This is a genomic window from Paeniglutamicibacter sp. ORCA_105 (assembly GCF_045798545.1).
Lineage (GTDB): Bacteria > Actinomycetota > Actinomycetes > Actinomycetales > Micrococcaceae > Paeniglutamicibacter > Paeniglutamicibacter sulfureus.
This window is the reverse complement of the sequence record NZ_JBIXLM010000010.1, coordinates 1-23,744: the sequence shown is the minus strand read 5'-3', so window position 1 is coordinate 23,744 and position 23,744 is coordinate 1. Positions and strand designations below refer to the sequence as shown.

The window sequence follows — 23,744 nt, the reverse complement described above, 5'->3', positions numbered from 1 at the left end:
CATGGAGGGCACAGGCGGAACCCCACCGGTTGGCGGCACCTCGGTGCTGGCGCGCGGACTGTCCGCAACGGGCAACATCGCCCGGGGGATCGTGCGCTACCTCGAGGGGGTGCTGGGGGCGGACAAATACCGGGTGTACCTCGAGCACCAGGCCCGCACGCACCCGGGCGTCGCTCCCATGGGCGAACGGGAATTCTGGCGCGACTACTCCGACTGGCAGGAGAAGAATCCGCAGGGTCGGTGCTGTTGACCAGCTTTCCGCGCATCAGTGCGTAAGTGCCGCGGGGCCGGTGGACACGTTGTCCGCCGGCCCCGCGTCCGTTGGCCCGCCTGTGTGCGGTGCCGACCGGGATCGCCCCTGCGGGCAGTGCCGACCGGGATCGCCCCTGCGGGCAGTGCCTGCGGGCAGTGCCTGCGGCCAGCTTCGATCCAACAAGGAAATCTCCCTGCCGGACCGGGGATTCACATGGCAAGATGGAGCCATGAGCGAGCACAGTGAACAGATCCCCGATCCCAACGCTGCATCGAACACCCTGACGCCCGATGAGGTGAACGGCCCATTCCAGGCTGCGGCCGAGGCCGGCACCCGCCCCGGAGCCTTGCCAATGGGTCCTGCAGCGCCCGGTCCCGGCCACGCCCCGGGCGCCAAGGAAGGCCACGCGGCGGGCAAGGACAGCGCACACGTGATGAGCATCGGGGAGCCGGCCAAGCTCATGCGCATTGGCGGGATGATCAAGCAGCTGCTCGAAGAGGTCCGCTCGGCACCACTGGACGAGGAAGCCCGCGCCCGCATGGCCGACATCCACGAACGCTCCGTCCACGAGCTGGAGTCCGGGCTGTCCCCGGAACTTGCCGAGGAACTCCATCGCATCCGGCTGCCCTTCGCCGACGGAGAGACGCCCTCGGAGGCGGAACTCCGCGTGGCCCAGGCCCAGCTGGTCGGCTGGCTCGAAGGCGTCTTCCACGGCCTGCAGGCTGCCATGGCCGCCCAACAGATGGCCAACCAACAACTCGCCCAGCGCATGGCCATGCGTCAGCTTCCCCCGGGCACGCAAGTGGCCCCAGGAATCGTCATCAACGAGCAGGGCGAGCCCGAACGCATGGCCCAAGGCGGTCCGGGCGCGGCACCGGGCCCGCAGGGTCCCGCACCGGGCACGGGAACCGATGGCGACGGCGGGTTTGGGCAATACCTCTAGACTTGAAAGTGGCAACACGGGTAACGACTTGTTCCTCGGGCAACCAGAACCACCGGGGGACATCATGGCGACAACAAAGGCAAACACGTAGATGGGGCTGTTCTCCTCGGCACGCGGCGCACGCCGCGACAACAAGGAACTCGGCGACGGGGTCTGGCGCCGGGCCTATGACAGGTTCGGGCGCTCCCTGGATCGGGTGCACCAGGTCCTCGAGGGCATCGAGGACGACGACCTCCACAACGCCCTGATCCTGATCGCCAACCACCTGGCCGAGCTCCAGGGTCGGGTGCGCTTGGTGTGCGTCGCCGCCCAGGCCAAGGCCCCGAGCACCGGCGAAGCCGTCCCGCACGAGCTCTACGCCGTGCACCGCCTGCTTTCCAAGGCCGCGAACGACCTGGCGACCACCGCACAGGTGGCGGCCATGGCACGCCTCGACGGGGAGCGCTGGGGCTATGCGTCGGCGGGCCTGGAGAACGTTGCCATGCGTGCGGATCTGGTGGCCGACGGCATCAGTGCGGCAGAGGCCGAAATGGCCAAGCACTAACGTTCCCGGCTGCGGGGATTTTGGTTTCGCCCAGCGCTGATCAATGCCGGGTCCGGCAATTCCGGTCAATGCACGGTGGCAGGATGGGAAACATGACGAACCTCGTATCCCCAGAGCTCACATTCCACGACGGCAACACCATTCCCCAGCTTGGCTACGGGGTATGGAAGGTCGAGGACGACGTCGCGACTGACGTGGTCGTCCAAGCTTTCGCCGCCGGATACCGCCACATCGACACGGCCCGCATCTACGGCAACGAGGAGGGCGTCGGCCGCGCCATTGCCGCCACCGACGTGCCCCGTGAGGACATGTTCATCACCACCAAGGTCTGGAACGCCGACCAGGGTTACGACTCGACCCTGGCCGCCTTCGACGCATCCATGGAACGCCTGGGCCTGGAGTACCTTGACCTGTACCTGATCCACTGGCTGCAGCCCAAGCAGGGAAAGTACGTGGACACCTGGCGTGCGCTCATTGACTTGCAGAAGTCCGGCCGCGTGAAGTCCATCGGCGTCTGCAACTTCACCATCGAGGCGCTCGCCGAGCTGGAGGAAGCCACCGGAGTGCTGCCGGTCATCAACCAGGTCGAAACCCACCCATACTTCCCGCAGGCCGAATTGCGCGAGTTCGAGGCTTCCAAGGGCATCCTGCACCAGTCGTGGTCGCCCCTGGGGCAGGGCAACAAACTGCTTAACGACCCGGCACTGGTGGCCATCGCAGAAAAGCACAACGCTTCCGTCGCCCAGGTCGTCATTGCCTGGCACCTGGCCCTGGGCAATGTGGTCATCCCGAAGTCAGTGACCCCCTCGCGGATCGTGGAGAACCACTCGGGCCTGGGCGTGGAGCTGGACGCCGATGACCTCGCCGCGATCAACGCCCTGGACAAGGGCACCGAGGGCCGCATCGCAGCCGATCCGGCCGTCAGCGACTTCGCCTAGTCGGCAAAAAGGCTCCCCGGCAACGGAACAGCGTCAAGTCATGTGTGTGGGGACCCGTCAACGGGTCCCCACACACATTTAAGACGTGGTCTGCTCCCCGGCCGTCCGAGCTGCGGCGCCCTGCGGATTCGGGGCAAAAATCGCCAATTTCCCAAAAAATTTCTTGTTGCGCGGGCGATGGAGTGATGCTAAAAAATTAATACCCGCAGCCACACGGGGCAGCGGGATCGGCAAACGACAAAGCTGTGAAGGAGAGAACAATGTTGATGCGCCCAGATCCGTTCCGTGAAATCGACAAGCTCGCCCAACAGGTTTGGGGGACGACGGTTAGGCCGGCGGTCATGAGCATGGATGCCTGGCGTGAAGGTGACAAGTTCCGGATCGAGTTTGACCTCCCGGGGGTAAACCCCGATTCGATCGACCTGGATGTCGAAAACAATGTCGTGACAATCAAGGCCGAACGAGGTGCACTGGGCGACGAGGTCGAAATCCTTGCCGCCGAACGCCCTCGGGGAGTGTTCAGCCGCCAGCTGGTCCTGGGGGAGAACCTCGATACGGAGAACATCGACGCCAGCTACGACGCGGGTGTGCTGACCCTGGAGATTCAGGTCGCCGAACAGGCGAAGGCACGCAAGATCGCCATTACCAGCAAGGAGTCCGACCGCCAGTCCATCGACGCCTGAGGTCCCGGAGATGGTTCACCTGACGGGGACGGCGCGCTCCCGACATCAGTGACTGCGGGTGCTGGCCAAACGGCACACCGCGGCGCCCTCCGGCGCACCGTCGGGTCGGGGTTGGCGCCGTCCCCTTGGAAGATGGTCCCGATTCCCGGCGGGGGACGGGACCATCTTCGGCATCCCAGTTGCCGCCCGCGCCCGACCCCGGCGCGAAGATTTGAAAGGCATTGCCGTGGAGTCCCTCAACCCCTATGCGGTGCTTCGCCTGGATCCGCGGGCCAGCGCCGCGGAGATCGCCCGTGCCTACCGGGCCCAGATGCGCCTTCACCATCCCGACACCAGGCCCGGGCCTGACGGCCCGGAGCAAGAAGCGCTGGAGCGTTCCCGGCTCCAGTCGGTGATGGACGCCTATGCGGTCCTGGGCAACGCCGCCGCCCGGTCGGCGTACGATCGCGAACACCTATCCGCCCGCCGGGCCGCGGGGCCGGCGAGGGCCCGGCGGGTATCCCGCTCGACCCGGCCCGACGTGGTGGCTGGACCACTGGTCTGGACCCCGCCCCCGGAAAGGAAGATGCCGTAAATTCCTGGCATCGTTACGATGCGCCGCTGCTGCCCGTGTTCCTCGAGCGTTTTGAGACGCGATGGGGCCAGGGGACGGCGCCGTTCCTGGGCCAGATGTGTGGCCGTCATCGGAGGAAGACCTGGTCGGCCCCCCGACAAACCGAGTTCTGGTATTACTTGCTCAAGGCCGTCCGGGGTCATGGGAACGACACCTGCGTTCGAGAGTTGAATGCCTGTACGCACGATATTCAACGTGGGGGGCCTTAGGTGGTGCCCAGAAGGCGTGCTGGGTGGCTCATTCTGGCGCATCGCTGGTTGTGCAGTCGGCTACGGCGAAGGCTGAAGCTTGGCCGTTTTGAGGTGACCAGGAAATGAAAAAGCCCCGGTTTCCCGGGGCTGGATCAGAGCCTCCTGCCAGAATCGAACTGGCGACCTTTTCATTACGAGTGAAACGCTCTACCAACTGAGCTAAGGAGGCACCGTGGCGCGCGAGCACCACAAGTGAACACTTTATAGGAACCTGTCCTCGGCGGTCAAAACGACGCGATGGGAACGTGCCTCAGCAGGTCAATCCGTCGGCCGGGACAGTGCCGTCCAGGAAGTAGGACTCCACGGCGTTGGCGATGCAATCGTTGGAACGGCCATAGGCGGTGTGGCCGTGGCCCTCGTAGGTCACCAGCGAGGCGGAAGAAAGCTGCTCGGCCAGCGCCTGGCTCCACGCGTAGGGCGTGGCCGGGTCCCCGGTGGTGCCGATGACCACGATCGGAGCGGCGCCCTCCGCAGTCAACGCGCCGGGCTTGCCGGTGACGGGGTGTTTCCAGTCCTGGCAGCCCACTGCGCCGTAGGCCAGGTACTTGCCGATCGTCGGGGCCGCCTGGGCCAGCTCCTTGGCCTCGGCGCGCATCGTCGGGATGTCCGCGTCCATGGGGTAGTCGAGGCAGTTGATGGCGCTGAAGGCGGCGGTGCCGTTGCCGGTGTAGCTCCCGTCGGACTCGCGTCCGGCGGTGAGGTCGGCGAAGTACTGGATGTCATCGACGTTCCCGGCCATCACGTTGCGCAGTGCCTCGGTGAGCATGGGCCATGTGGAATTGTCGTAAAGCGGGACGATGAACCCGTTGACGAAGTCGATGATCGGGACGCTGCGTCCGTCGCTGCCGACCAGGGGTTCGGCCTCCACCTCGGCGAAGAGTCCGCGCAGCTGGTCCAAGGCATCCTCGAGTTCGCCGCTGAAGGGACAATCGCCCGAGTCCAGGCAATCCTGCATGTACGCACGGATCTCGTTTTCGAACCCGAGGGCCTGGCCCATGGTGATCTCGTTGTTGCCGAGCGTGGGGTCAAGCGCCCCGTCAAGCACCATGCGACCCACGTTCTGCGGGAAGAGCTGGGCATAGTTGGCACCCAGCGAGGTGCCGTAGGAATAGCCCAGGTAGTTCAGGGTCTTGTCCCCGAGCGCCGAACGAATCACGTCCATGTCGCGGGCTGCCGAAATGGTGTCGACAAAGCCCAGTGCGTCTCCGGTGCGCTCGGCACACAGCGCGGCATACTCGGCGCTGTCCCGGCGCATCTCCTCAATCCCCGCGTCGGAGCCGGGATCGAACTGCTCCGCCCGGCCGGCGTCTTGTTCAGCCGGCTTCTCACATGTGACCGGAGTGGAGGAACCGACTCCGCGCGGGTCGAAACCAACCACGTCAAAGCCGCGCTGCAGATCCTGGCCGAACATGTTCGGGACCGCCTCGCGGACAGTCTCCAGTCCGGAGGCACCCGGGCCGCCGGGGTTCACCAGCAGCGAGCCGGCGGCGTTCTTGCCGCCCGGGCGCTTGTTCAAGGCCAGGGTCATGGTCTCCCCGGACGGGTCGGCGTAATCCATGGGTACGGTCAGCTCGGTGCACAGCAGTACGCCGCCGCAGGAAGCCCAGTCCAGTTCCTGCGTATAGAACTTTTCCAGGCCTGCCGGAATCGCTGCCGAGCCTGCCGGCGCCGAAGTGATGGCAGGGGCCGGGGCGGTTGCCGTGGAACATGCGCCCAACAACAGGGCCGCGGAGCCGAGTGCGGCAATCACTGACAGGTGGCGGCGGGGTGCTCTCATGCGGGTTTCAGGCTCCTTGGGGCGCGGCTGCGCGGAATGGGGGGAAATTACTGGGGGAATGAAGGCTATTTTGTCGGACGCAGGCTGACCATCATGGCTTCGATGGCCAATAGCGGGGCGACGTTGGCGCCAATACGCGCCCTCGCTTCGGCGATGGCATCGATCTTTGCCACCGTGGTCTCGGGCCGCGAGGCGTTGGCGTAGGCATGCAGGGGATCGGAAAGGTAGTCGTTGACCAGCTCGGTGGAGGCGTTCAACTGCACCAGCAGCACGTCACGGAAGAACGTGGTCATGTCGATTAGCGAGCGGTCCAGGGCGTCGTGGGTGGCACGCCGGGCGCGGCGCTTGGCGTTCTCCTCCAGGGCCTTGAACGCGCTGCGCTGCTGGGGCGGCACCGGGGCGTCGGCCTCCAGTCCCAGCGCGGTGCGCAGGGAGGCGGCCTCGGTCTCGGCGCGTTCCGTTGCGGATGCGGTGGCCTCCGCGGTGGACAGCTCCACCAGTTCGGCCGCTGCCATCACAGCGTCGGAGACGGTGCGGATGCGCAGCGGCAGGCGCACCGTGGTGTCGCGGCGGCGGCGTGCCTCCGGGTCGCGGGCCAGCCTCCGGGCGATGCCGATGTGCGACTGGGAAACCCGGGCGGCGAAGTCGGCCTGTTCCTCGGAGAGCCCGTCGCGTCGCACCAGCAACTCGGCCACCGCGGCCCGGGTCGGAACGGCCAGGGACACCGAGCGGCAGCGCGAACGGATGGTCACCAGCACGTCGGCCGGCGAGGGGGCGCAGAGGATCCAGACGGTGTGCGGGGGAGGTTCCTCGATGGACTTGAGCAGCACGTTGGTGGTGCGCTCGGTCATCCGGTCAGCGTCCTCCACGATGATCACGCGCCAGGGCGCGGTGGAGGGCCGGTCCTGCGCCTTGGTGATCAGTGTCCGGACGTCCTCGATCTGGTAGTTGACCTTCTCGGTGGCGATCAGCGCGACATCCGGGTGCGTGCCGGCCAGCACCGTCACGCAGGCCTTGCAGTTCCCGCAGCCGCGCATCGCTGCATCGGGGTGCCGGCATTGCAGGGCGGCGGCGAAGGCGCGGGCGGCGTTAGAGCGACCGGAACCCGGCGGGCCGGTGAATAGCCATGCATGCGCGGGATTGCCCTCGGCGACCGCGCGGCGCAGCGCGGTAATGGCCTTGTCCTGTCCCGGCAGGTCGTCCCAGACATCCATGCTCAGGCTCCCGGACCGTTGAGCCGTGCGGCAACGGCCTCCGTGATGACGGCGGCCAGCGACTGGACGCCGGTGGCGGCATCCAGAACCAGATAGCGGCTTGGCTCGCGGGCGGCGAAGTGCACGAAGGCATCGCGGATGCGGGAGTGGAACTCGTCGGGTTCGGATTCGAGGCGGTCCTCGGCCAGCGGCTTGCCGTCGGCGCCGACGGTGCGGCGGGACCGGCCGTCGGCCGGGGTGACATCGAGCAGCACCGTCAGGTCCGGCTGCAGCCCGCCGGTGGCGAAGTCGTTGATGGAACGCACGGCGTCCTCGCCGAGCTCCCGGCCGATGCCCTGGTAGGCCAGGGAAGAATCGACGTAGCGGTCGCAGATAACCATGGTGCCGGCGGCCAGGGCGGGGCGGATGACCTGTTCGACGTGGGCGGCGCGCGCCGCCGCGTACATCAGGGCCTCGGTGCGTGCATCGACGGTGCCCTGCCCGTGGTCAAGGACCAGGGAGCGCAGCTTCTCGCCGATCGGGGTGCCGCCGGGCTCGCGGGTGTGCAGCACGGTGTGTCCGCTTTGGCGCAGGACCTGGACCAGCAGGGCGGCCTGCGTGGATTTTCCTGCCCCGTCACCGCCCTCGAAGACGATGAAGCGACCTGCGTTGACGGGGTTTGGCTGCGCGTTGCTCACGCCTTCTAGCCTATCCGCACCGGGCCCCTGTCGGCTCATCCGGTGTGCTCACCTGTACGTCATCGGCTGGGGCGCGGGCCTGGCCAGGGAGTAACCTAAAAATCATGACCCGCCCAGAATCCGCGCCGTGGGCCCCGGACACCGTTGTGGTGTCCGCCGGACGCCCGCCGCACGCAGTTGACCAGCCCGTGAATTCGCCCATCGTGCTTTCCTCCACCTTCCACTCACTGGGGGAGCCGGGCGCCGGGGAGAAGGTCTACGGACGCTTCACCAACCCCACCTGGGACCCGCTGGAAGAAACCATCGCCCAGCTCGAGGACTGCGAACTCCCCGCCCTGGCGTACGCCTCCGGCATGGCGGCGGTGGCCGCGGCACTTTCCCTGCTGCCTGCCGGCGGCACCATCGTCATCCCGTCCCACGCCTACAACGGTTCGCTCTCGCTGGTGGCCGAGCTGGAAAAGACGCTGGGACTCACCGTGCGCCGCGTCGACCTGGCCGACACCGACGCCGCGATCGCCGCCCTGGCCGGTGCGGACATGGCCTGGCTGGAGTCACCCACCAACCCGATGCTCGAGGTTGCCGACCTGCCGGTGCTGCTGGCAGCCGCCCGCGAGGCCGGGGTGCTCACGGTGGTGGACAACACCTTCTCCACCCCGCTGCGACAGCGGCCGCTGCAGCAGGGCGCCGACGTGGTGGTGCACTCTGCCACCAAATACATGGGTGGCCACTCCGACGTGGTCCTGGGCGCCGTGGTGACCCGGAATCCCGCATTGCGTTCCCGACTGCACGGCATGCGGACCCTGCACGGGGCGATTCCGGGTCCGTTCGAGGCCTGGCTGACGCTTCGCGGCATCCGGACCATGGCCCTGCGCCTGGACAGGGCAGAAGCCAGCGCCATGGAACTGGCCAAGCGGCTGGCCGGGCACCCGGCGATTTCCCGGGTGCGCTACCCCGGCCTGCCCGAAGACCCCGGTCACCAGCGCGCGGCTGAACAGCTCGAAGGCTTCGGGGCCATCGTGGCCATCGAGGTCGCCGGCGGCGCGGAAGCCGCCGATGCGATGCTCGCGAACCTGTTGCTGTGGACCCCGGCAACCTCGCTCGGTGGCGTGGAGTCCCTGGCCGAGCGGCGCCGTCGCCACCCGGGTGAACCCGGCACTGTGCCGGAAAACCTGGTGCGGCTGAGCGTCGGCATTGAAAATGTCGAGGACTTGCACGCCGACCTGACCGCGGCGCTGGGCCAACGCGGCTAAGCTGAATCCATGAATCTTGCGCACTTGTTCGAGTACTATCTTCTGCTCGCGCTCGGTATCCTGGCCGCCGTGATTGCCCTTGTGGCGCTTTTTGACGCAGTGCGGCACCCCGCGGCCAACTTCCAGCGCGAAAACAAGCGCAGCAAGCCGTTTTGGATGGGCATGACAGCGGCCGCGACCCTGGTCTGCGTATTGTCGGTGCTCGGCGGTGGCGGCGGCGGGATCTTCCAGCTCGTTGGCGCCTGCATCGCTTGCGTATACCTGGCGGACGTCAAGCCCGCGGTGTCCGGCAAGGGCGGCTACTCCTACTAGGTGCGCATCCGGCGCGCGCCGCTTGGGTGGCTAGTCCCGGCGCCGGATATCGGCCGCCAGTTCGATGATCTCGAGGCGGTCGGCCGGGCCGGCCACCAGCAGGATGCGCTCTGCCGCCACGGGCCCCAGGACCCTGAACAACCGGTCGGGGGAGAGCGTTGATTCGGCGGCATCGTGGCGGCGCAGCACCGTGACGTTGGCGCCGGTGTGTGAGCGGATCGCCGCGGCGAGCTCCTGGGCATCCTCTCCGGCCACCAGCATGACCTCCCGGATGCCGCGCCCGGGTTCCGTCGCGGCCTCGTCCCCGGCGCCCGCAGAGCGGGCGTGCCGCCAGAGCACGAAGTGGTAACCCGCCACCAGCCCGGTGGCCACCAGCAGGCCCAGAGGTGCGCGGACGCGTTCGAGCAGGCCGGCGCCGCCGGAATCCCCGAGCATGAACTCGAAGAGCCGGAACCCGATCACCAGCAGCGTCACCAGGGCCACCACGGCGCTGATCCCGAAGACCAACACCAGGTAGATCCGCCGGCCGCGCGGGTCGGCGGGCCGGGTCGGATGCCAGGTGAACCACCACAGCGGCCCACCAATGGCCAGCGAGCTCAGGCCCGCCAGCAGCAGCTCGGTCGGGTCGGTGCCGCCCAGCCGCGTGGTTGCCGTGGACAGGGCCGCATTGACGACGACGCCGATGCCCGATGCCGCCGCAGCCAGCGCGATCCCGGAGACGGCCAGCCCGGCAGCTGCGGGAACAGGTTCGGGCCGGTTCCCTGCGGTCCTGGCGTGGTAAAGCCAGGACAGCGTGCCCAGCAACGCAGCGGCCAGGGCCTCGGGTGCCGGTTCCAGCAGCACCGGCAGCGGATCGCTGCGGTCAAGGCCCATGCGCAGCAGCACGAACAACAGCACGCCGGCTCCGCCCAGGGCCAGGATCGCGGACCCGCCGACGCCGACGGCCACCAGGCCCACCCCCGCCAGCTTGGTGTGCAGCTCACGGGTTCCCTCGCGGATCCAGTGCCACCACCAGACCAGGATCCCGCCCGCTGCCCACACCAGCAGCGCCAGGGCGGCGCGCCACCAGGGAGCACCGATGACCGCCAGCTCCCCGTGCGTTCCCAGCGCCTGTTCGAAGAGCACGGCAAGCGCGCCCGTTCCGGCGCCCAGGCCGATGACCAGTCCCATGACGGTGCCGAGCACGTGCGGGACCTTCGCCAAGGCCAACGGCCCCCGGGTCCGGTGGTGCAGCATCCACCGATGCCAGACCCACACCGCGGCCCAGGACAGGCCGCTGGCCAGGGAAGACTTCCAGGAACCGGTGTCCCCGCCCGCCAGCGCTGCCAGGGCGCCGACGCCGAATCCGGTGGCGGTGAGCAGGGAGGTTGCGTACATGGCAGAGACGTAGATGCCCCACGCCGTGGCGCGGCGTTCGGCAGGATCGGCCAGCAGGCGCCATGACGCCCAGAACACCACTGCACCCAGCGGGCCGCCCACCAGGGCCAGTGCCATGGCAAGGGCCAGCGAGGATGAATCGTTGAACGCGATCGCATCGCCGGCGGTGAACAGCATGCCCAGCAGCCCGCTGACGCCGGAGGCGGCGAGGGACACCAGTGCGAACAGGAGCAGGTAGAGGATGACGCGGCGCAGCGTGCCCAGCGCGGGGGCGGCGGGGCGTATCGCGGTGGTGTTGCCGGTGCTCATGGCGCGATGCCCTTCTCAGGGCAGACAACCAAAGGCCACGGGGCGTCGGAGACCAGCCACTTGCCTTCGACGAGTCTCAGGTCAAAGGATTCCTCGCTGGCGTATTCGGCGCTTCCGAACGGTCCGCCGACATTGGCATAGGTAATGGACACCACCACGTCGGCAGTGGTTTCGCGTTCGGTGGTGGACACCAGCGCGACCCGGATGTTCCGCTCGGGGGCAGCGGCGTCGAACTCCTCGCAACTGAAGTCCTGCCCGGGGTCGAGGTAGCCCGCCGCGGCGACCTCGTCGCCGCCGATGACGGCGGTGACATAGCCCTGCACGACCCCGGCGGGGGTGGTGGCGTCAAGTGGTTTCGGTGCCCCGCGGGTGAGCACGACGACCAACGACAAGAGCACGAGTGCTGCAATCACGCACAGCAGCAGGAGCAGCGGCTTCCCGATCCGTGAAACACCTTTGACCATGGAACCAGTATGGGGCCGCAAGGGGTCGATTGCACCCATCCTTGGCGCGGGCAAAATCCGTGGCTGGCTAGTTGAGTTCCGCATAGGCCAGGGCTCCGGTGCGCGGGGCAACGGCCGCCCATTTCACCGTCAGCTCGCCCAGGCGCCAGCGGGCGGCCGAGTCGCAGATCGGCCAACCGGATTCACGAAGGGCACGGCACATGGCCACGAAGCGCTGCTTGTTGCCGAAGGATGCCAGTGGTGCGGCGGAAAGCCACGCGGCATCTGCCGCGGCGAGGAAGTCGTGGATGCGTTCGCCGTCGATGTTGCGGTGGATCAGTGCCTTGGGCAGGCGCTCGGCCACGTCGGACGGGCGGGCGAAGGCACCGAAGCGCAGTGAGATGGTGAGCGTCTGCGGGCCGTCCTTGGTGACGGCGACCCACGAGCTGCGCCGGCCGATCTCGTCGCAGGTGCCCTCGATGAGAACGCCGTTCTCTGTCAGGCGCCCGGCCATGGTCTTCCAGATGCCAGGGACGTCGGCCTCGTCGTATTGCCGCAGCACGTTGAAGGCGCGGATCACGGTGGCCTGGGCTGCAATGGGGATCTCGAAGCCGCCCAGGAGGAAGTCAAGGCCCTCGAGGTGCAGCGCGGTGCCGCGGGCGACCCGTTCGGGTTCGATCTCGATGCCGACGACCCGCGCCAGGGGGGAAACGGAACGCACGCGGTCGAAGAACTCGACGGCGGTGGCCGGAGACGCGCCATAGCCAAGATCCACTGCAATGGGCGGTGCCCCGGTGACTCCGGGGCGTAGGCGCCAGCCCTGGGGGCCGGTCATCCAGCGGTCGACGCGGCGCATGCGATTGGGATTTGTGGTCCCGCGGGTCGTATTGCCCAGCGGGCGACCGGTCAGCGACCGTCCGCCGAGCCGAGTCGCTTTCTGAACCATTGACTTAAGGGTAAGGCTGGCGGGAACGCGACCCGCGCGTGTCACGGAATAAAGTAAGGCACTTCACTCGCCCTAGAATGGGGTACATGACTTACACCCTGATCCTGCTGCGCCACGGGCAAAGCGAGTGGAACGAAAAGAACCTGTTCACCGGCTGGTACGACGTCACGCTGACCGAACAGGGCCGTGCCGAAGCCGTTCGCGGCGGGCAGCTGCTCACCGAGGCCAAGCTGGCCCCGGCAGTCCTGCACACCTCGCTGCTCAAGCGCGCCATCATCACCGCCAACCTGGCCCTGGAGTCCGCGGACCTGTCCTGGATCCCGGTCAAGCGCAGCTGGCGCCTGAACGAACGCCACTACGGTGCGCTGCAGGGCAAGGACAAGGCAGCGACCCTGGCCGAATACGGCGAGGAGCAGTTCATGGAATGGCGCCGCAGCTACGACACCCCGCCGCCGGCCCTGTCCGACGACTCGGAATTCAGCCAGATCAACGATCCGCGCTACGCCAACCTGGGCGACGACGCACCGCGCACCGAATGCCTCAAGGACGTCCTGGATCGCATGCTCCCGTACTGGGAAGACGAGATCAAGCCGGACCTTGCCGCGCACAAGACCGTCCTGGTCACCGCGCACGGCAACTCGCTGCGCGCCCTGGTCAAGCACCTCGACCACATCAGCGACGAGGACATTGCCGGCTTGAACATCCCCACCGGCATCCCGCTGGTGTACGAACTGAACGAGGACTTCACCCCGGTCACCCGAGGTGGACAGTACCTGGACGCGGATGCCGCTGCCGACGCCATCAAGGCCGTCGCCAACCAGGGCCGCTAGGGTCCACCGCTTCCCTCCCTGCAAGTGGATTTACGGGGCTGGCTGACCGCGGGCCCCACTGTGTCCCGGGCCATGGAAATACGGTCGCGGAGACCGTCGGGAATGTTCGACTGGTCACAAAATCTGCGCGGGGGGCGAAAAATGGGAAATTGGCACTTGCGCACACGGGTTCATGCTGTACTGTGTCGTCTCGACGTACCCCTGAATCACGTAAGGATTGCATTTCGTGGCAACTGATTATGATGAGGTCCGGCCAGACGTAGCCGAGGCCCGTAAGGCCTCCCTTGAAGCGGTTAAGTCCGCAAACGCTCCCGACGCACGTAGCGTGTCCCGAGACCTGGATGAGGAAGACACCTCGGATGGTGTCGAGCTGGCGGGTGCCGACCTGTCGAACGAGGAACTGACGGTCACCGTCGTTCCGCAGAAGGAAGACGAGTTCCTCTGTGGCTCCTGCTTCCTGATCCGCCATCGCACGCTGCTGGCGCGCGAGGCCAACGGCGTGGCATACTGCCGCGACTGCGAAGGCTAGGCCAAGCAACGCCCCAACGCCTAGAACGACTGCCGCTGCATCAATTTTCCCAGGCCGTGCGCCCACTCCCCGAAGACGTCGTGTCTTCCACGGAAAGACGCCCGTCCCCACGGGAAGGCATGTGGCGGTTTGGCGTTTAATGCGACCTGGCCAAAACGCGAAAAACGATGGCCCCGCCGTTTCCGGCGGGGCCATCGTGCGTGGTGGCACCGGCGGAAAGCCGCGGTGCCGCCGGAGGCATGTTGCCTAGAAGACGCTGATGTCCGGATCCCATTCACCGGTGACCAGGTAGGAGACCTTGCGGGCCACCGATACCCCGTGGTCGCCAAAGCGCTCGAGATAGCGGCTGGTCAGCGTGACGTCGGCTGTCGTCGGCCCGGAGTGGCTCCACTCCGGAGCTGCGACGGCCTTGAAGATCGAGGAGTGCAGTTCATCGATCTTGGCATTCAGTTCGATGATTTCCCGGGCAATGGCCAGGTCGCGGGTGTCCAGCAATTCGCCGACCTTGACGGCGATGGCGATGTCGAGCTCCGCCATTTCCTTAAAGGTGGGGGCGATGGATTCCGGGACCACCTGCTGCGGGAAGCGCAGGCGTGCCAGCTGGGCCACGTGTCGGGCCAAATCGCCCATGCGCTCCAGCGAAGCACTCATGCGCAGCGATCCAACGATCATGCGCAGGTCCGAGGCCACCGGACCCTGGAGGGCCAACACGTCGATGGCGCGTTCGTCGAGCTGGTTCTGCAGGAAATCGATCTTGGCGTCCTCGGCGATGACTTCCTGGGCCAATTCGATGTCCGCATTCGTAAACGACTCATAGGCACGTTCCATGGCCGTGGCCACAAGACGGGACATCTCGATGAGCTCTTCTCCGATTTGCTGCAGATCGGCATGGAAAACCTTGCGCACGCGGGCGTCCTTTCACTTACTGTTTGTCGCCGTGTCCGGCACGGACGACGGAACTGTTCATGTCCATTGTTACAGCACCAGGTGAATGGGCCGGGCGCATGAGGTGAACGTTTCGTGAATGAGTCGCGTCATGAGCCGGTTTGGCGGAGGAGAGCGGTTGAACCCCGGCTAGGCTAGGAGGCGTGAATGATGTCTTGCTTTCCCTCGTTGCGGGCCTCGTCGGGTTGGCCCTGGGCATTGTGGGCATCATGGCGTACCGCGGTTCGATGCGCTCCCGCGGCGGCCTGCCGGTGGTCGGCGAGCCGACGCTGCCCGAAGGTTCCGCCGAAGTCCTGTCGGTGATTGGCCGCGCCTTTGTCATCCTCGACGAGGTCGACGGGGTGGTGCGTGCGAACCCCGCCTCCTATGCCTATGGGCTGGTGCGCGGGCACACGCTCATCCATGATGAATTGCGCACCCTCGCCCGCAAGGTCCGCGCCGACGGGGTGATTGCCGAACGCGAGTTCGAGCTCCCCCGGGGCACCATGGGCGCCGCGAGCGTGATCATCCATGTGCGGGTTGCCCCGCTGGGCGAGGAATACATCCTGCTGCTTGCCGATGACCGCACCGAGATCACCCGCACCGCCGCGGTCCGCAATGACTTTGTGGCCAACGTGTCCCACGAACTGAAGACCCCCGTCGGGGCGATCTCGCTGCTGGCCGAGGCCATCGACGGAGCCGCCGACGACGAAACGGCCGTGCGTCGCTTCACCGCCCGGTTGCACAAGGAATCGGCCCGCCTGGCGGCGCTGGTCCAGGACATCATCGAATTGTCCCGGCTGCAGGGCACCGACGTGGTGCTGATGGGTGAGAACATCGACCTCAACGAGGTGCTGGCAGAGGCCGTGGACCGCAACAAGTTGCCGGCGGAGGAAAAACGCATCAAGATCTCGGTCGGCGGCTCGGTGAACCAGCCGGTCTTCGGAGACCGGGACCTGCTGATGACGGCGCTGCGCAACCTGATCGACAACGCCATCCGCTACTCGCCCGAGGACACCACCGTGGGCGTGGGCCTGCGGGAGCGCGACGGGCTTGTCCAGATTTCCGTCACGGACCAGGGCCCCGGCATCGCCCCGGACGAGCAGGACCGGATCTTTGAACGCTTCTACCGCATTGACGCGGCGCGCTCCCGGCACACCGGCGGAACCGGCCTGGGGCTGAGCATCGTCAAGCACGTGGTGGCCAACCACGGCGGCGAAATCACCCTGTGGTCCCAGCCCGGCCAAGGGTCGACCTTCACGGTGCGCCTTCCGATGCTTGAAGAAACCGGCGAACAAGACGAGTCGCTTCCCTCGAGGAACGACCATAAACACAAAACGGCCAATGCGCCTGGCGCGCTGCCGGAAGGAGGACGGGGATGACCCGTATTTTGCTGGTTGAGGACGAGGAATCGCTTTCGGACCCGTTGACGTACCTGCTGGAAAAGGAGGGCTTCGAGGTCCGCGTGGCCGACAACGGGTTGGATGCCGTCACCGAGTTCGAGCGCCACGGCGCCGACCTGGTACTCCTTGACCTGATGCTGCCGGGCCAGCCCGGGACCGAGGTGTTCCGCCAGATCCGCACGGTCTCTCAGGTGCCGGTGATCATGCTGACCGCCAAGGACTCGGAAATCGACAAGGTCGTCGGCCTGGAGCTGGGTGCCGACGACTATGTCACCAAGCCATACTCCTCCCGGGAACTGGTGGCCCGCATCCGCGCGGTGCTGCGCCGCCAGGGCGAGGGCGACGAATTGGTGTCCAACATCGTTGCCGCCGGCCCCGTCCGCATGGATGTGGAACGCCACGTGGTCTCGGTGCGCACCACGGAGGTGCCGATGCCGCTGAAGGAATTCGAGCTGTTGGAGATGCTCCTGCGCAACGCTGGCCGGGTGCTGACCCGCGGGCAGCTGATCGACAGGGTCTGGGGCTCGGACTACGTGGGGGACACCAAGACCCTCGACGTGCACGTGAAGCGCCTGCGCTCGAAGATCGAACCGGAGCCGGCGACCCCGGTCCACTTGGTCACGGTGCGCGGCCTGGGCTACAAGTTCGAGGCATAGCGACCGCCTGAAGGCAGCATGGCAACGGGCCCGCGGGGCGTCAGGATTGACGCCGGCGGGCCCGTTGCCGTTCGTCGTCATGGTGAGGCGGAGGCCGCGGCGCGAATTCCGTGCGTGATTTCGCGGATCTGCCGGTGCCTTTCCAGACGCCGAAGGCGATGGGCCCGGAAGAATTCTTCCGGGCCCATCGCCTTCGCTGTTTATGATTTCTCGCCGTCGCCGCTGGGGCGCCGAAGCCGCCTTAGTGTGCGGCGGGCTTCTCGGACGGGGTCAAGTGCTCAAGGCTCTTCGGGTCAAATCCGCCCGGAACGTATTCGCGGTACTCCTCGAGGGTTCCGTCGATCACCGGGATACGGACCTCGTCGGAGCCCGAGCCGATGCTCAGGGTCGCCTGGGCCAGTGCGCCCGGAAGCACTCCGGTGGAAGGCACGGTCTTCGCGTTTTCGGTCTTCTCGAGGGACACGACGGACTTGGCCGGCACATCGATGCTGACCGAACCGGAAGCAAGCGTTACTTCCAGCTTCTGGGCAGCATCGGTGCTGTTGACCAGGGAGCCGAGCAGTCGGGCCTCGTCGGTGGCGCTCTTGGTGACGAGCATCAGGTTGCGGACTTCGACGTCGCCGACGTTAAGAACGATTCCATCGGATGCGGCGTACTGGAAGGTCGTTGCCTGCTCGTTGATGGCACCACAGCTGGTGACACCAAGGGACAACATGGCAAGGGCTGCTGCGGCAACGACGCGGCGTCCACGGTTCTTCTGTGCGGTCATCACGGCACAAACTCCTCAATCAGGTTCGAGTTCGGGTGAGCTCGTGGGCACACGGGATGCACCCGAGGGAGCCACTCTCGCCCCCTAGCCTAATGGGTTTTGTCGCGAATGTATGATTCGGCCACCGGCGTAAGAGTCATCAATGCGCTGATCACAGCCATGAAAGGACCCGAAACGACTGCTTTGCATAGCAGGAGATCGGCCGCTTGGGAAGACCCAAAACCCCGCCATTACAAGGGAGTAGGGGAGCCCCCCGAATCAATTTGCCAAACAATCGTGGTAAACTAGGTAGTGGGAAAGGGGTTTATCCACATGGTTTTTGAGGTTGGCGAGACAGTTGTCTACCCGCACCACGGTGCAGCAATGATCGAAGAGATCAAAATGCGCACCATCAAGGGCGAAGAGAAGATGTATCTCAAGCTTAAGGTTGCCCAGGGTGATCTGACCATCGAGGTTCCGGCAGAAAATGTCGATCTCGTTGGTGTGCGCGATGTAGTTGGTCAGGAGGGTCTGGATCACGTCTTCGACGTGCTGCGGGCCGAGTTTACAGAAGAGCCTACCAACTGGTCGCGCCGTTACAAGGCGAATCTGGAAAAGCTTGCTTCCGGCGACGTAATCAAGGTTGCAGAGGTCGTTCGCGACCTGTGGCGCCGCGATAACGACCGCGGACTTTCCGCAGGCGAAAAGCGCATGCTTGCAAAGGCCCGCCAGATCCTGATCAGCGAACTGGCCTTGGCCAAGAAGCTCGATGAGGAAAAAGCAGAGAGCGTGCTCGACGAGGTTTTGGCCTCTTAGCAGCCACGAGTTCTATTTGGTTTGAACCCCGGTGGGGGTCCTGAACACCGTAAGGCGTTTCGGACCCCCACCGGCATTTAAACGCCGCTGGCCAGTCAGCGCGGAAGGGTCGCTGGAACACCGTTAGGCTGGAAGGCGTGAATGCCCCAACTTCGTTTAGCGAGCAAGAGATCCAGCAGACGGCAGTCATCGTGGTGGCCGCCGGCTCGGGGACCCGGCTCGGCTACGGCATCCCCAAGGCACTGGTCCCGTTGGCCGGCCGGTCGTTGCTCGAGCATGCGCTGGACCGAATCCAGCTCGCCGGCTGCGCCGCCCAGGTCATTGCAGTACTTCCGGAGGACGAAGCGGAACTTGCTGCCATCGCGGCGAACCATCCGTTGCGACCGCACTGCGTGAGCGGCGGAGCAACCCGCAACGACTCGGTGCGTGCCGGACTCGCGGCGCTGGAACCCGGGACCGAACGCGTCCTGATTCACGACGCAGCCCGCGCGCTGACCCCACCCGAGGTCTTCCTCCAAGTCCTGAGCGCACTTCTTGCGGGGGCACGGGCGGTGATTCCGGTGGTGCCGGTGGTGGACACCATCAAGCAAGTGGCCACCGATCCGGGACGCCAGCCGCACGTCACCGGCACCCCGGCCCGCGATCTGTTGCGAGCCGTCCAAACCCCGCAGGGTTTCCACGCACCCACCCTGTTGGCGGCACACCAACGAGCCACGGGATGGGACCGGGCCAAGGCCGAGGCCATCACCGACGATGCGATGCTCATGGAAATTTTGGGTGAGCGTGTCGATACCGTCCCCGGTGCCGCGGCGGCCCTGAAGATCACCACCAAGCCGGACCTCGTCCTGGCCGAATCCATGTTGCCGGTACACCCCTCGAAGGAATCCCCTATGCCCCCGCACTCTGGCGGCCAACAGCCCCCGCTGATCCCGCGCACCGGCATCGGCATCGATGTTCATGCCGTCGCCGATCCTGCCGAATCCCGGGCCATGTGGCTGGCCGGTCTCCATTTCCCCGAGGACCAGGGCCTGTCGGGCCACTCCGACGGCGACGCGGTTGCCCACGCCGCCTGTGACGCGCTGTTCTCGGCCGCCGGCATCGGGGATTTGGGGGCACACTTCGGCACCGACCGTCCCGAATATGCCGGGGCCTCCGGAACCACGTTGCTGGCCGAGGCCGCGCGCCTTGTGCGTGCGGCGGGATTCGAGATAGGCAACGTTGCGGTCCAGTTCGTGGGCCGGCGTCCCAAGTTCGCCGCCCGCCGGACGGAAGCCGACGCCGTGTTGAGCCAGGCGGCCGGTGCCCCGGTCAGCGTCACCGCGACCACCTCCGACGGCCTGGGGTACGAGGGCACCGGCGCGGGAGTCACCGCCTATGCCACCGCTTTGGTCTATTCGGTGCGCTGAAAAACGCCGTCGCGGCGCACCGGGTGTTTGCCCACCTCGGATAACCTGTACAGGTGAGCATCCGTTTTTATGACACCCAGCAGGCAACGACCCGGGACTTCGTGCCCCTAACCGAGGGCAAGGTCGGGCTGTACTACTGCGGCGCCACCGTCCAGGGAATGCCGCACGTGGGACACGTACGCAGCGCCATCGCCTTCGACATCCTCACCCGTTGGCTGGAAAACCGCGGCTTCGAGGTCACCGTCGTCCGCAACGTCACGGACATCGACGACAAGATCCTGGAGAAGTCAGCTGCCTCCTTCGCCGAGGACTTTGAGGAAAACGAAGACTATTTTGCCCGCGAGCAGTGGTTCGCCCTGGCTTACCGCTTCGAGCAGGAATTCAATGCGGCCTACGACACCCTGGGGGTGCGCCGTCCGACCTACGAACCGCGCGCCACCGGCCACATCCCGGAGATGCACCAGCTCATTGCCCAGCTCATCGAGGCAGGCCATGCGTACCCGGCGCTGGATGACTCCGGCGACGTCTACTTCGACGTCCGTTCCTTCCCGGCCTACGGCTCGCTGACCCACCAGAACGTCGATGACATGCAGGGCGCCCCGGATGCAGACCCGCGCGGAAAGCGCGATCCGCGCGACTTCGCCCTCTGGAAGGGGCAGAAGGACACCGATCCGGCCTCTGCCTCCTGGCCCAGCCCCTGGGGCACCGGCCGTCCCGGCTGGCACCTGGAATGCTCCGCCATGGTCACCAAGTACCTGGGCACCGCCTTCGACATCCACGGCGGCGGCCTGGACCTGCGCTTCCCGCACCACGAGAACGAGATGGCCCAGTCCATGGCCGCCGGCCACGACTTCGCCAACTTCTGGATGCACAACGGCATGGTCACCTACGAGGGTGAAAAGATGTCCAAGTCCGTCGGCAACACCATTGCCCCGGCAGAAATGCTGGAAATGGCAAGCCCCCGGGCCGTGCGCTACTTTCTGGGCCAGGCGCACTACCGCTCCCAGCTGGATTACCGCCCCGATTCCCTCGCCGAGGCCACGTCCGCGGTCGAGCGGATAGACACCTTCGTGTCCAACGCGCTGGACCGCATCCACGGCGTGGGTCCCACCGAGGACTTCTCGATCGACATGCACCACTTCGAGGTGACCGAGGCCTTTGCCGACGCCATGAACGATGACCTCAACGTGCCACAGGCACTGGCGTCGCTTCATGAGACGGTACGCCGCGGCAACACCGCGCTGGCAGCCGGTGACCTCGAGGCGGCCGACGAAGCCATGCAGCAGGTCATGGCCATGACCTACACGCTGGGCCTGGACGACACCATCGAGGCCGGCGGCTCCGCCGACGCCGCACAGTCAGCCGCGCTCTCGGTGCTTGTTGCGGCTCAATTGGCGGACCGGGCAGCCGCCCGCGAGGCCAAGGATTGGGCACGATCGGATGCCATTCGCGACACCCTGGCCAAGGCCGGAATCGTGGTTGAGGATTCCGCGGACGGCGCCCGCTGGAGCCTGAAAGCGTAAGTTGCCACACAAAGGGCAAGGAATATGCCTTCCTTGTCGCTAAAATGGGCGGGGCGGTGCGTGAAATCGCCGTGCCGTCCGCCCCGATCCTAGGAAAACACCATCATGTCTGCTGCACCAAGGCGTTCCGGCGCCAAAAGCAAGAGCAAGAAGGGCCCCTCCGTCGGAACCGGCGGATATGGCCGCAAGGCGCTTGAGGGCAAGGGCCCCACGCCCAAGGCCGAGGACCGCCCGTACCACAAGGCCTTCAAGAACAAGGAGCTTGCCGAGCGCTCCGCGGCAAAGCGAGGAACCTCCAAGGGAGGCCCCGCCTCCCGCGGCCGCAGCACCGGCGGACGCTCGAAGAACAGCGAAGAACTGGTCACCGGACGCAACTCGGTCGTCGAGGCCCTGCGCGCCGGCATTCCTGCCAAGGCGCTGCATGTGGCCATCCGGATCGACATGGATGAGCGCGTGCGTGAATCCCTGAAGATCGCCGCGGAACGCGGTATCCCCGTGATGGAAACCGGCAAGCCGGAACTGGACCGGATGACCGACGAGGCAATCCACCAGGGCCTGGTCCTGCAGATCCCGCCGTACGATTACGCCGATGCGCTGGAAACCGTCAAGGCCACCATCTCCAAGCACCGCAAGGGCTACGTCAAGAACGCCCCGCTCTTCATTGCACTGGATGGCATCACCGATCCGCGCAACCTCGGTGCGATCATCCGTTCGGCCTCGGCCTTCAACGCCCACGCCGTCATCGTTCCCGAGCGTCGCTCGGTGGGCATGACCGCATCGGCATGGAAGACCAGTGCCGGTGCCGCCGTGCGCGTTCCCGTCACCCGCGCCCCCAACCTGACCTCCACGCTCAAGGGCATGAAGGAAGCCGGCGTATTTGTCATCGGCCTGGACGGCGACGGCGACGTCTCCTTGCCGGATCTCGGCCTGGCCACCGATCCGCTGTGCATCGTGGTGGGGTCCGAGGGCAAGGGCCTGTCCCGCCTGGTGCGCGAGAACTGCGACATGATCGTCTCGATCCCGATCAACTCCTCCATGGAGTCGCTGAATGCATCGATGGCCGTGGGCATCACGCTTTACGAGGTTTCGCGCAAGCGCAGCGCCTAAGGCACCGTGCACCGGGCCCCGCCCGGATGGCACTAGAATTTCATGAAAGTGGTTCGACGTTTCTGGCAAGGATTCGTCGGGCCACTTTCTTCGTTAACGAGCCTTGCCCTACTTCACCGGCCTCTACAGGTGGCTATTCCCAAGCCCACCGATTCTCGATAGCGTGAGGTGAATCGGAACCCCAGGTGCCGACAAGCAAGATGGGGCACCCCGGAACGATGCAACGAGGGGGATGGAAAAAGCCATGGGTCAAGCGGAGCTCGACGCCGACGACTATGCGCCGCACCGGCTAGAAGAATCATTGGGAGCGCCCTTGCACGTACGACCCGAGGTCCTCGAAGCGGTTGAACGGGGAGAAGACAAATCCCCGCACGCGGTCCTTGGGCCCCACCTGAACCTGTTGGGGCATGTGTGCGTCCGGACCTTGCAGCGCGATGTCCTGGCCATCAACATCCTGACCGCGACGGCCACGGTACCCATGCTTCGCGAGCACGGAGACCTCTGGGTGGGGTTGATCGAGTCCAAGGACATTGGCAGAGTTCCGGACTACCGGATCCAACGCATTGAGCTCGGGGGAGTCCGCGTGATCGATGATCCATATCGGCATACACCCCGTTTGGGTGAGCTGGAGCTCCATCGCCTGCGGACCGGAGGAACGCAGGTGCAGGAACTCTTGCTCGGTGCACATCCACAGCACTACTCCTCACCCATGGGGGACGTGGAAGGCACTGGTTTCGTAGTCAGGCAGGACGAGGCCGTTGCCGTGCGGGTTTGCGGCGATTTCAACATTTGGAACGGTTCCGCCCACGCCATGCGCCAGCTTGGCCATAGCGGGATCTGGGAAATCTTTATTCCTGGCGTTTCGGTCGGCTCCAAGTACCGATTCGAATACCTGGAGCCCACCGGCACATGGGTCGAGTATGCAGATCCTGTTGGCCACTATTCGACCGAGGATCCCGACACCATATGTGTGGTCCAACCAGAGGGGTTTGAGGCCTAGATCTTAGGTCAGACACGGGGACGGTGAATCCCAGACATTAAGCGGTAATTCCTATGGGCCAGCTCACAAAAAGTATTCTGGCTTGTTTTGGTGATTCCCTGGTGCCGAGGGATGGAAATTTCCCGTCTTTGCGGGGTTTCTGGACCCCTGGCGGTGAGGGTTCCTGCCGTTTGGACATTCGGGCCGGATGCGCGTAGAGTTATTTCTCGCACCGAGCACCGCAACGTAGCCCGAAAGGGTGAAGCGCGGAGCCGATTGCAAAGAATTCCAAA

At 65.9% G+C, this 23,744-nt stretch carries 25 protein-coding genes and 1 tRNA gene; 17 read left to right on the top strand and 9 right to left on the bottom strand.

Features of this window, described 5'->3' with window-relative positions:
• Nucleotide 1 precedes the first annotated feature (1 nt).
• The 6 genes from ACIPUB_RS06940 to ACIPUB_RS06915 all read left to right on the top strand — a co-directional run bounded on the left by ACIPUB_RS06940 (nt 2) and on the right by ACIPUB_RS06915 (nt 3,935).
• Nucleotides 2-250, top strand: a complete 249-nt coding sequence (locus ACIPUB_RS06940; RefSeq protein WP_407606718.1) for a YbdD/YjiX family protein — start codon at nt 2-4, stop codon at nt 248-250.
• Nucleotides 251-482: 232 nt separating this feature from the next.
• Nucleotides 483-1,196 carry a proteasome activator gene (locus ACIPUB_RS06935; protein ID WP_407606717.1) on the top strand — a complete coding sequence of 238 codons (714 nt, stop codon included), beginning with the start codon at nt 483-485 and terminating at the stop codon, nt 1,194-1,196.
• Between the two features lie 91 nt (nt 1,197-1,287).
• Nucleotides 1,288-1,740 (top strand): hypothetical protein, encoded by a 453-nt coding sequence (locus tag ACIPUB_RS06930; protein ID WP_407606716.1) that lies wholly within the window; start codon nt 1,288-1,290, stop codon nt 1,738-1,740.
• Nucleotides 1,741-1,823: 83 nt separating this feature from the next.
• A complete protein-coding gene (locus ACIPUB_RS06925) occupies nt 1,824-2,678 on the top strand; it encodes an aldo/keto reductase (RefSeq protein WP_407606715.1) in 855 nt (284 codons plus the stop codon).
• Nucleotides 2,679-2,938: 260 nt separating this feature from the next.
• Nucleotides 2,939-3,361, top strand: a complete 423-nt coding sequence (locus tag ACIPUB_RS06920) for an Hsp20/alpha crystallin family protein (RefSeq protein WP_407606714.1) — start codon at nt 2,939-2,941, stop codon at nt 3,359-3,361.
• Between the two features lie 226 nt (nt 3,362-3,587).
• A complete protein-coding gene (locus tag ACIPUB_RS06915; protein ID WP_407606713.1) occupies nt 3,588-3,935 on the top strand; it encodes a J domain-containing protein in 348 nt (115 codons plus the stop codon).
• A 386-nt stretch (nt 3,936-4,321) separates the two neighbouring features.
• Here the strand turns inward: ACIPUB_RS06915 and ACIPUB_RS06910 are convergent.
• The 4 genes from ACIPUB_RS06910 to tmk all read right to left on the bottom strand — a co-directional run bounded on the left by ACIPUB_RS06910 (nt 4,322) and on the right by tmk (nt 7,932).
• Nucleotides 4,322-4,394, bottom strand: a tRNA-Thr gene (locus tag ACIPUB_RS06910).
• An 81-nt stretch (nt 4,395-4,475) separates the two neighbouring features.
• Nucleotides 4,476-6,002 carry an alpha/beta hydrolase gene (locus ACIPUB_RS06905; RefSeq protein WP_407606712.1) on the bottom strand — a complete coding sequence of 509 codons (1,527 nt, stop codon included), beginning with the start codon at nt 6,000-6,002 and terminating at the stop codon, nt 4,476-4,478.
• Between the two features lie 65 nt (nt 6,003-6,067).
• Nucleotides 6,068-7,216, bottom strand: coding sequence for a DNA polymerase III subunit delta' (locus tag ACIPUB_RS06900; RefSeq protein ID WP_407606711.1), 1,149 nt, complete (start codon nt 7,214-7,216; stop codon nt 6,068-6,070).
• Nucleotides 7,217-7,218: 2 nt separating this feature from the next.
• Entirely contained in the window at nt 7,219-7,932 is a 714-nt protein-coding gene (gene tmk, locus ACIPUB_RS06895) for a dTMP kinase (RefSeq protein ID WP_407606710.1), read from the bottom strand.
• A gap of 65 nt (nt 7,933-7,997) precedes the next feature.
• Here tmk and ACIPUB_RS06890 point away from each other — a divergent pair, with 65 nt between their 5' ends.
• Entirely contained in the window at nt 7,998-9,143 is a 1,146-nt protein-coding gene (locus ACIPUB_RS06890) for a trans-sulfuration enzyme family protein (RefSeq protein WP_407606709.1), read from the top strand.
• A gap of 9 nt (nt 9,144-9,152) precedes the next feature.
• A complete protein-coding gene (locus ACIPUB_RS06885) occupies nt 9,153-9,455 on the top strand; it encodes a DUF2516 family protein (RefSeq protein ID WP_407606708.1) in 303 nt (100 codons plus the stop codon).
• Nucleotides 9,456-9,485: 30 nt separating this feature from the next.
• Here ACIPUB_RS06885 and ACIPUB_RS06880 read toward each other — a convergent pair whose 3' ends face one another.
• From ACIPUB_RS06880 to ACIPUB_RS06870, 3 genes are all read right to left on the bottom strand, one after another.
• Nucleotides 9,486-11,141, bottom strand: a complete 1,656-nt coding sequence (locus ACIPUB_RS06880; protein ID WP_407606707.1) for a DUF5671 domain-containing protein — start codon at nt 11,139-11,141, stop codon at nt 9,486-9,488.
• On the bottom strand, nt 11,138-11,605 hold the full coding sequence (locus ACIPUB_RS06875) for a hypothetical protein (protein WP_407606706.1): 468 nt from the start codon (nt 11,603-11,605) through the stop codon (nt 11,138-11,140). Before ACIPUB_RS06875 ends, ACIPUB_RS06880 begins: the two co-directional genes overlap by 4 nt.
• Before the next feature lie 67 nt (nt 11,606-11,672).
• Nucleotides 11,673-12,530, bottom strand: coding sequence for a class I SAM-dependent methyltransferase (locus ACIPUB_RS06870; protein WP_407606705.1), 858 nt, complete (start codon nt 12,528-12,530; stop codon nt 11,673-11,675).
• Between the two features lie 86 nt (nt 12,531-12,616).
• Here ACIPUB_RS06870 and ACIPUB_RS06865 point away from each other — a divergent pair, with 86 nt between their 5' ends.
• Together ACIPUB_RS06865 and ACIPUB_RS06860 are read left to right on the top strand one after the other, a co-directional pair.
• A complete protein-coding gene (locus ACIPUB_RS06865) occupies nt 12,617-13,360 on the top strand; it encodes a phosphoglyceromutase (RefSeq protein WP_264271210.1) in 744 nt (247 codons plus the stop codon).
• Between the two features lie 226 nt (nt 13,361-13,586).
• On the top strand, nt 13,587-13,889 hold the full coding sequence (locus ACIPUB_RS06860) for a DUF4193 domain-containing protein (protein ID WP_071214863.1): 303 nt from the start codon (nt 13,587-13,589) through the stop codon (nt 13,887-13,889).
• 246 nt (nt 13,890-14,135) lie between these two features.
• Here ACIPUB_RS06860 and phoU read toward each other — a convergent pair whose 3' ends face one another.
• Nucleotides 14,136-14,795: a phosphate signaling complex protein PhoU gene (phoU, locus tag ACIPUB_RS06855; protein WP_407606704.1), complete on the bottom strand. Its 660-nt coding sequence runs from the start codon at nt 14,793-14,795 to the stop codon at nt 14,136-14,138.
• Nucleotides 14,796-14,977: 182 nt separating this feature from the next.
• Between phoU and ACIPUB_RS06850 the strand changes: the two genes are divergently transcribed.
• Both ACIPUB_RS06850 and ACIPUB_RS06845 read left to right on the top strand, forming a co-directional pair.
• A complete protein-coding gene (locus tag ACIPUB_RS06850; RefSeq protein WP_407606703.1) occupies nt 14,978-16,195 on the top strand; it encodes a sensor histidine kinase in 1,218 nt (405 codons plus the stop codon).
• Entirely contained in the window at nt 16,192-16,872 is a 681-nt protein-coding gene (locus ACIPUB_RS06845; protein ID WP_264271213.1) for a response regulator transcription factor, read from the top strand. Before ACIPUB_RS06850 ends, ACIPUB_RS06845 begins: the two co-directional genes overlap by 4 nt.
• Before the next feature lie 241 nt (nt 16,873-17,113).
• Here the strand turns inward: ACIPUB_RS06845 and ACIPUB_RS06840 are convergent, their stop codons facing one another.
• Nucleotides 17,114-17,644, bottom strand: a complete 531-nt coding sequence (locus ACIPUB_RS06840) for a hypothetical protein (RefSeq protein WP_407606702.1) — start codon at nt 17,642-17,644, stop codon at nt 17,114-17,116.
• Nucleotides 17,645-17,953: 309 nt separating this feature from the next.
• On the opposite strand from ACIPUB_RS06840, the gene ACIPUB_RS06835 reads away from it, so the two are divergent.
• The 5 genes from ACIPUB_RS06835 (at nt 17,954) to ACIPUB_RS06815 (ending at nt 23,472) form a co-directional block, all read left to right on the top strand.
• Nucleotides 17,954-18,436: a CarD family transcriptional regulator gene (locus ACIPUB_RS06835; protein ID WP_105551679.1), complete on the top strand. Its 483-nt coding sequence runs from the start codon at nt 17,954-17,956 to the stop codon at nt 18,434-18,436.
• Nucleotides 18,437-18,573: 137 nt separating this feature from the next.
• Complete coding sequence (gene ispD, locus ACIPUB_RS06830) at nt 18,574-19,842, top strand: 2-C-methyl-D-erythritol 4-phosphate cytidylyltransferase (protein WP_407606701.1); 1,269 nt, start codon at nt 18,574-18,576, stop codon at nt 19,840-19,842.
• Between the two features lie 53 nt (nt 19,843-19,895).
• Nucleotides 19,896-21,365, top strand: coding sequence for a cysteine--tRNA ligase (gene cysS, locus ACIPUB_RS06825; protein ID WP_407606700.1), 1,470 nt, complete (start codon nt 19,896-19,898; stop codon nt 21,363-21,365).
• A 105-nt stretch (nt 21,366-21,470) separates the two neighbouring features.
• Entirely contained in the window at nt 21,471-22,472 is a 1,002-nt protein-coding gene (rlmB, locus tag ACIPUB_RS06820; protein WP_264271218.1) for a 23S rRNA (guanosine(2251)-2'-O)-methyltransferase RlmB, read from the top strand.
• Between the two features lie 244 nt (nt 22,473-22,716).
• Entirely contained in the window at nt 22,717-23,472 is a 756-nt protein-coding gene (locus ACIPUB_RS06815) for a GlgB N-terminal domain-containing protein (protein WP_264271219.1), read from the top strand.
• The last annotated feature ends 272 nt before the right edge of the window (nt 23,473-23,744 follow it).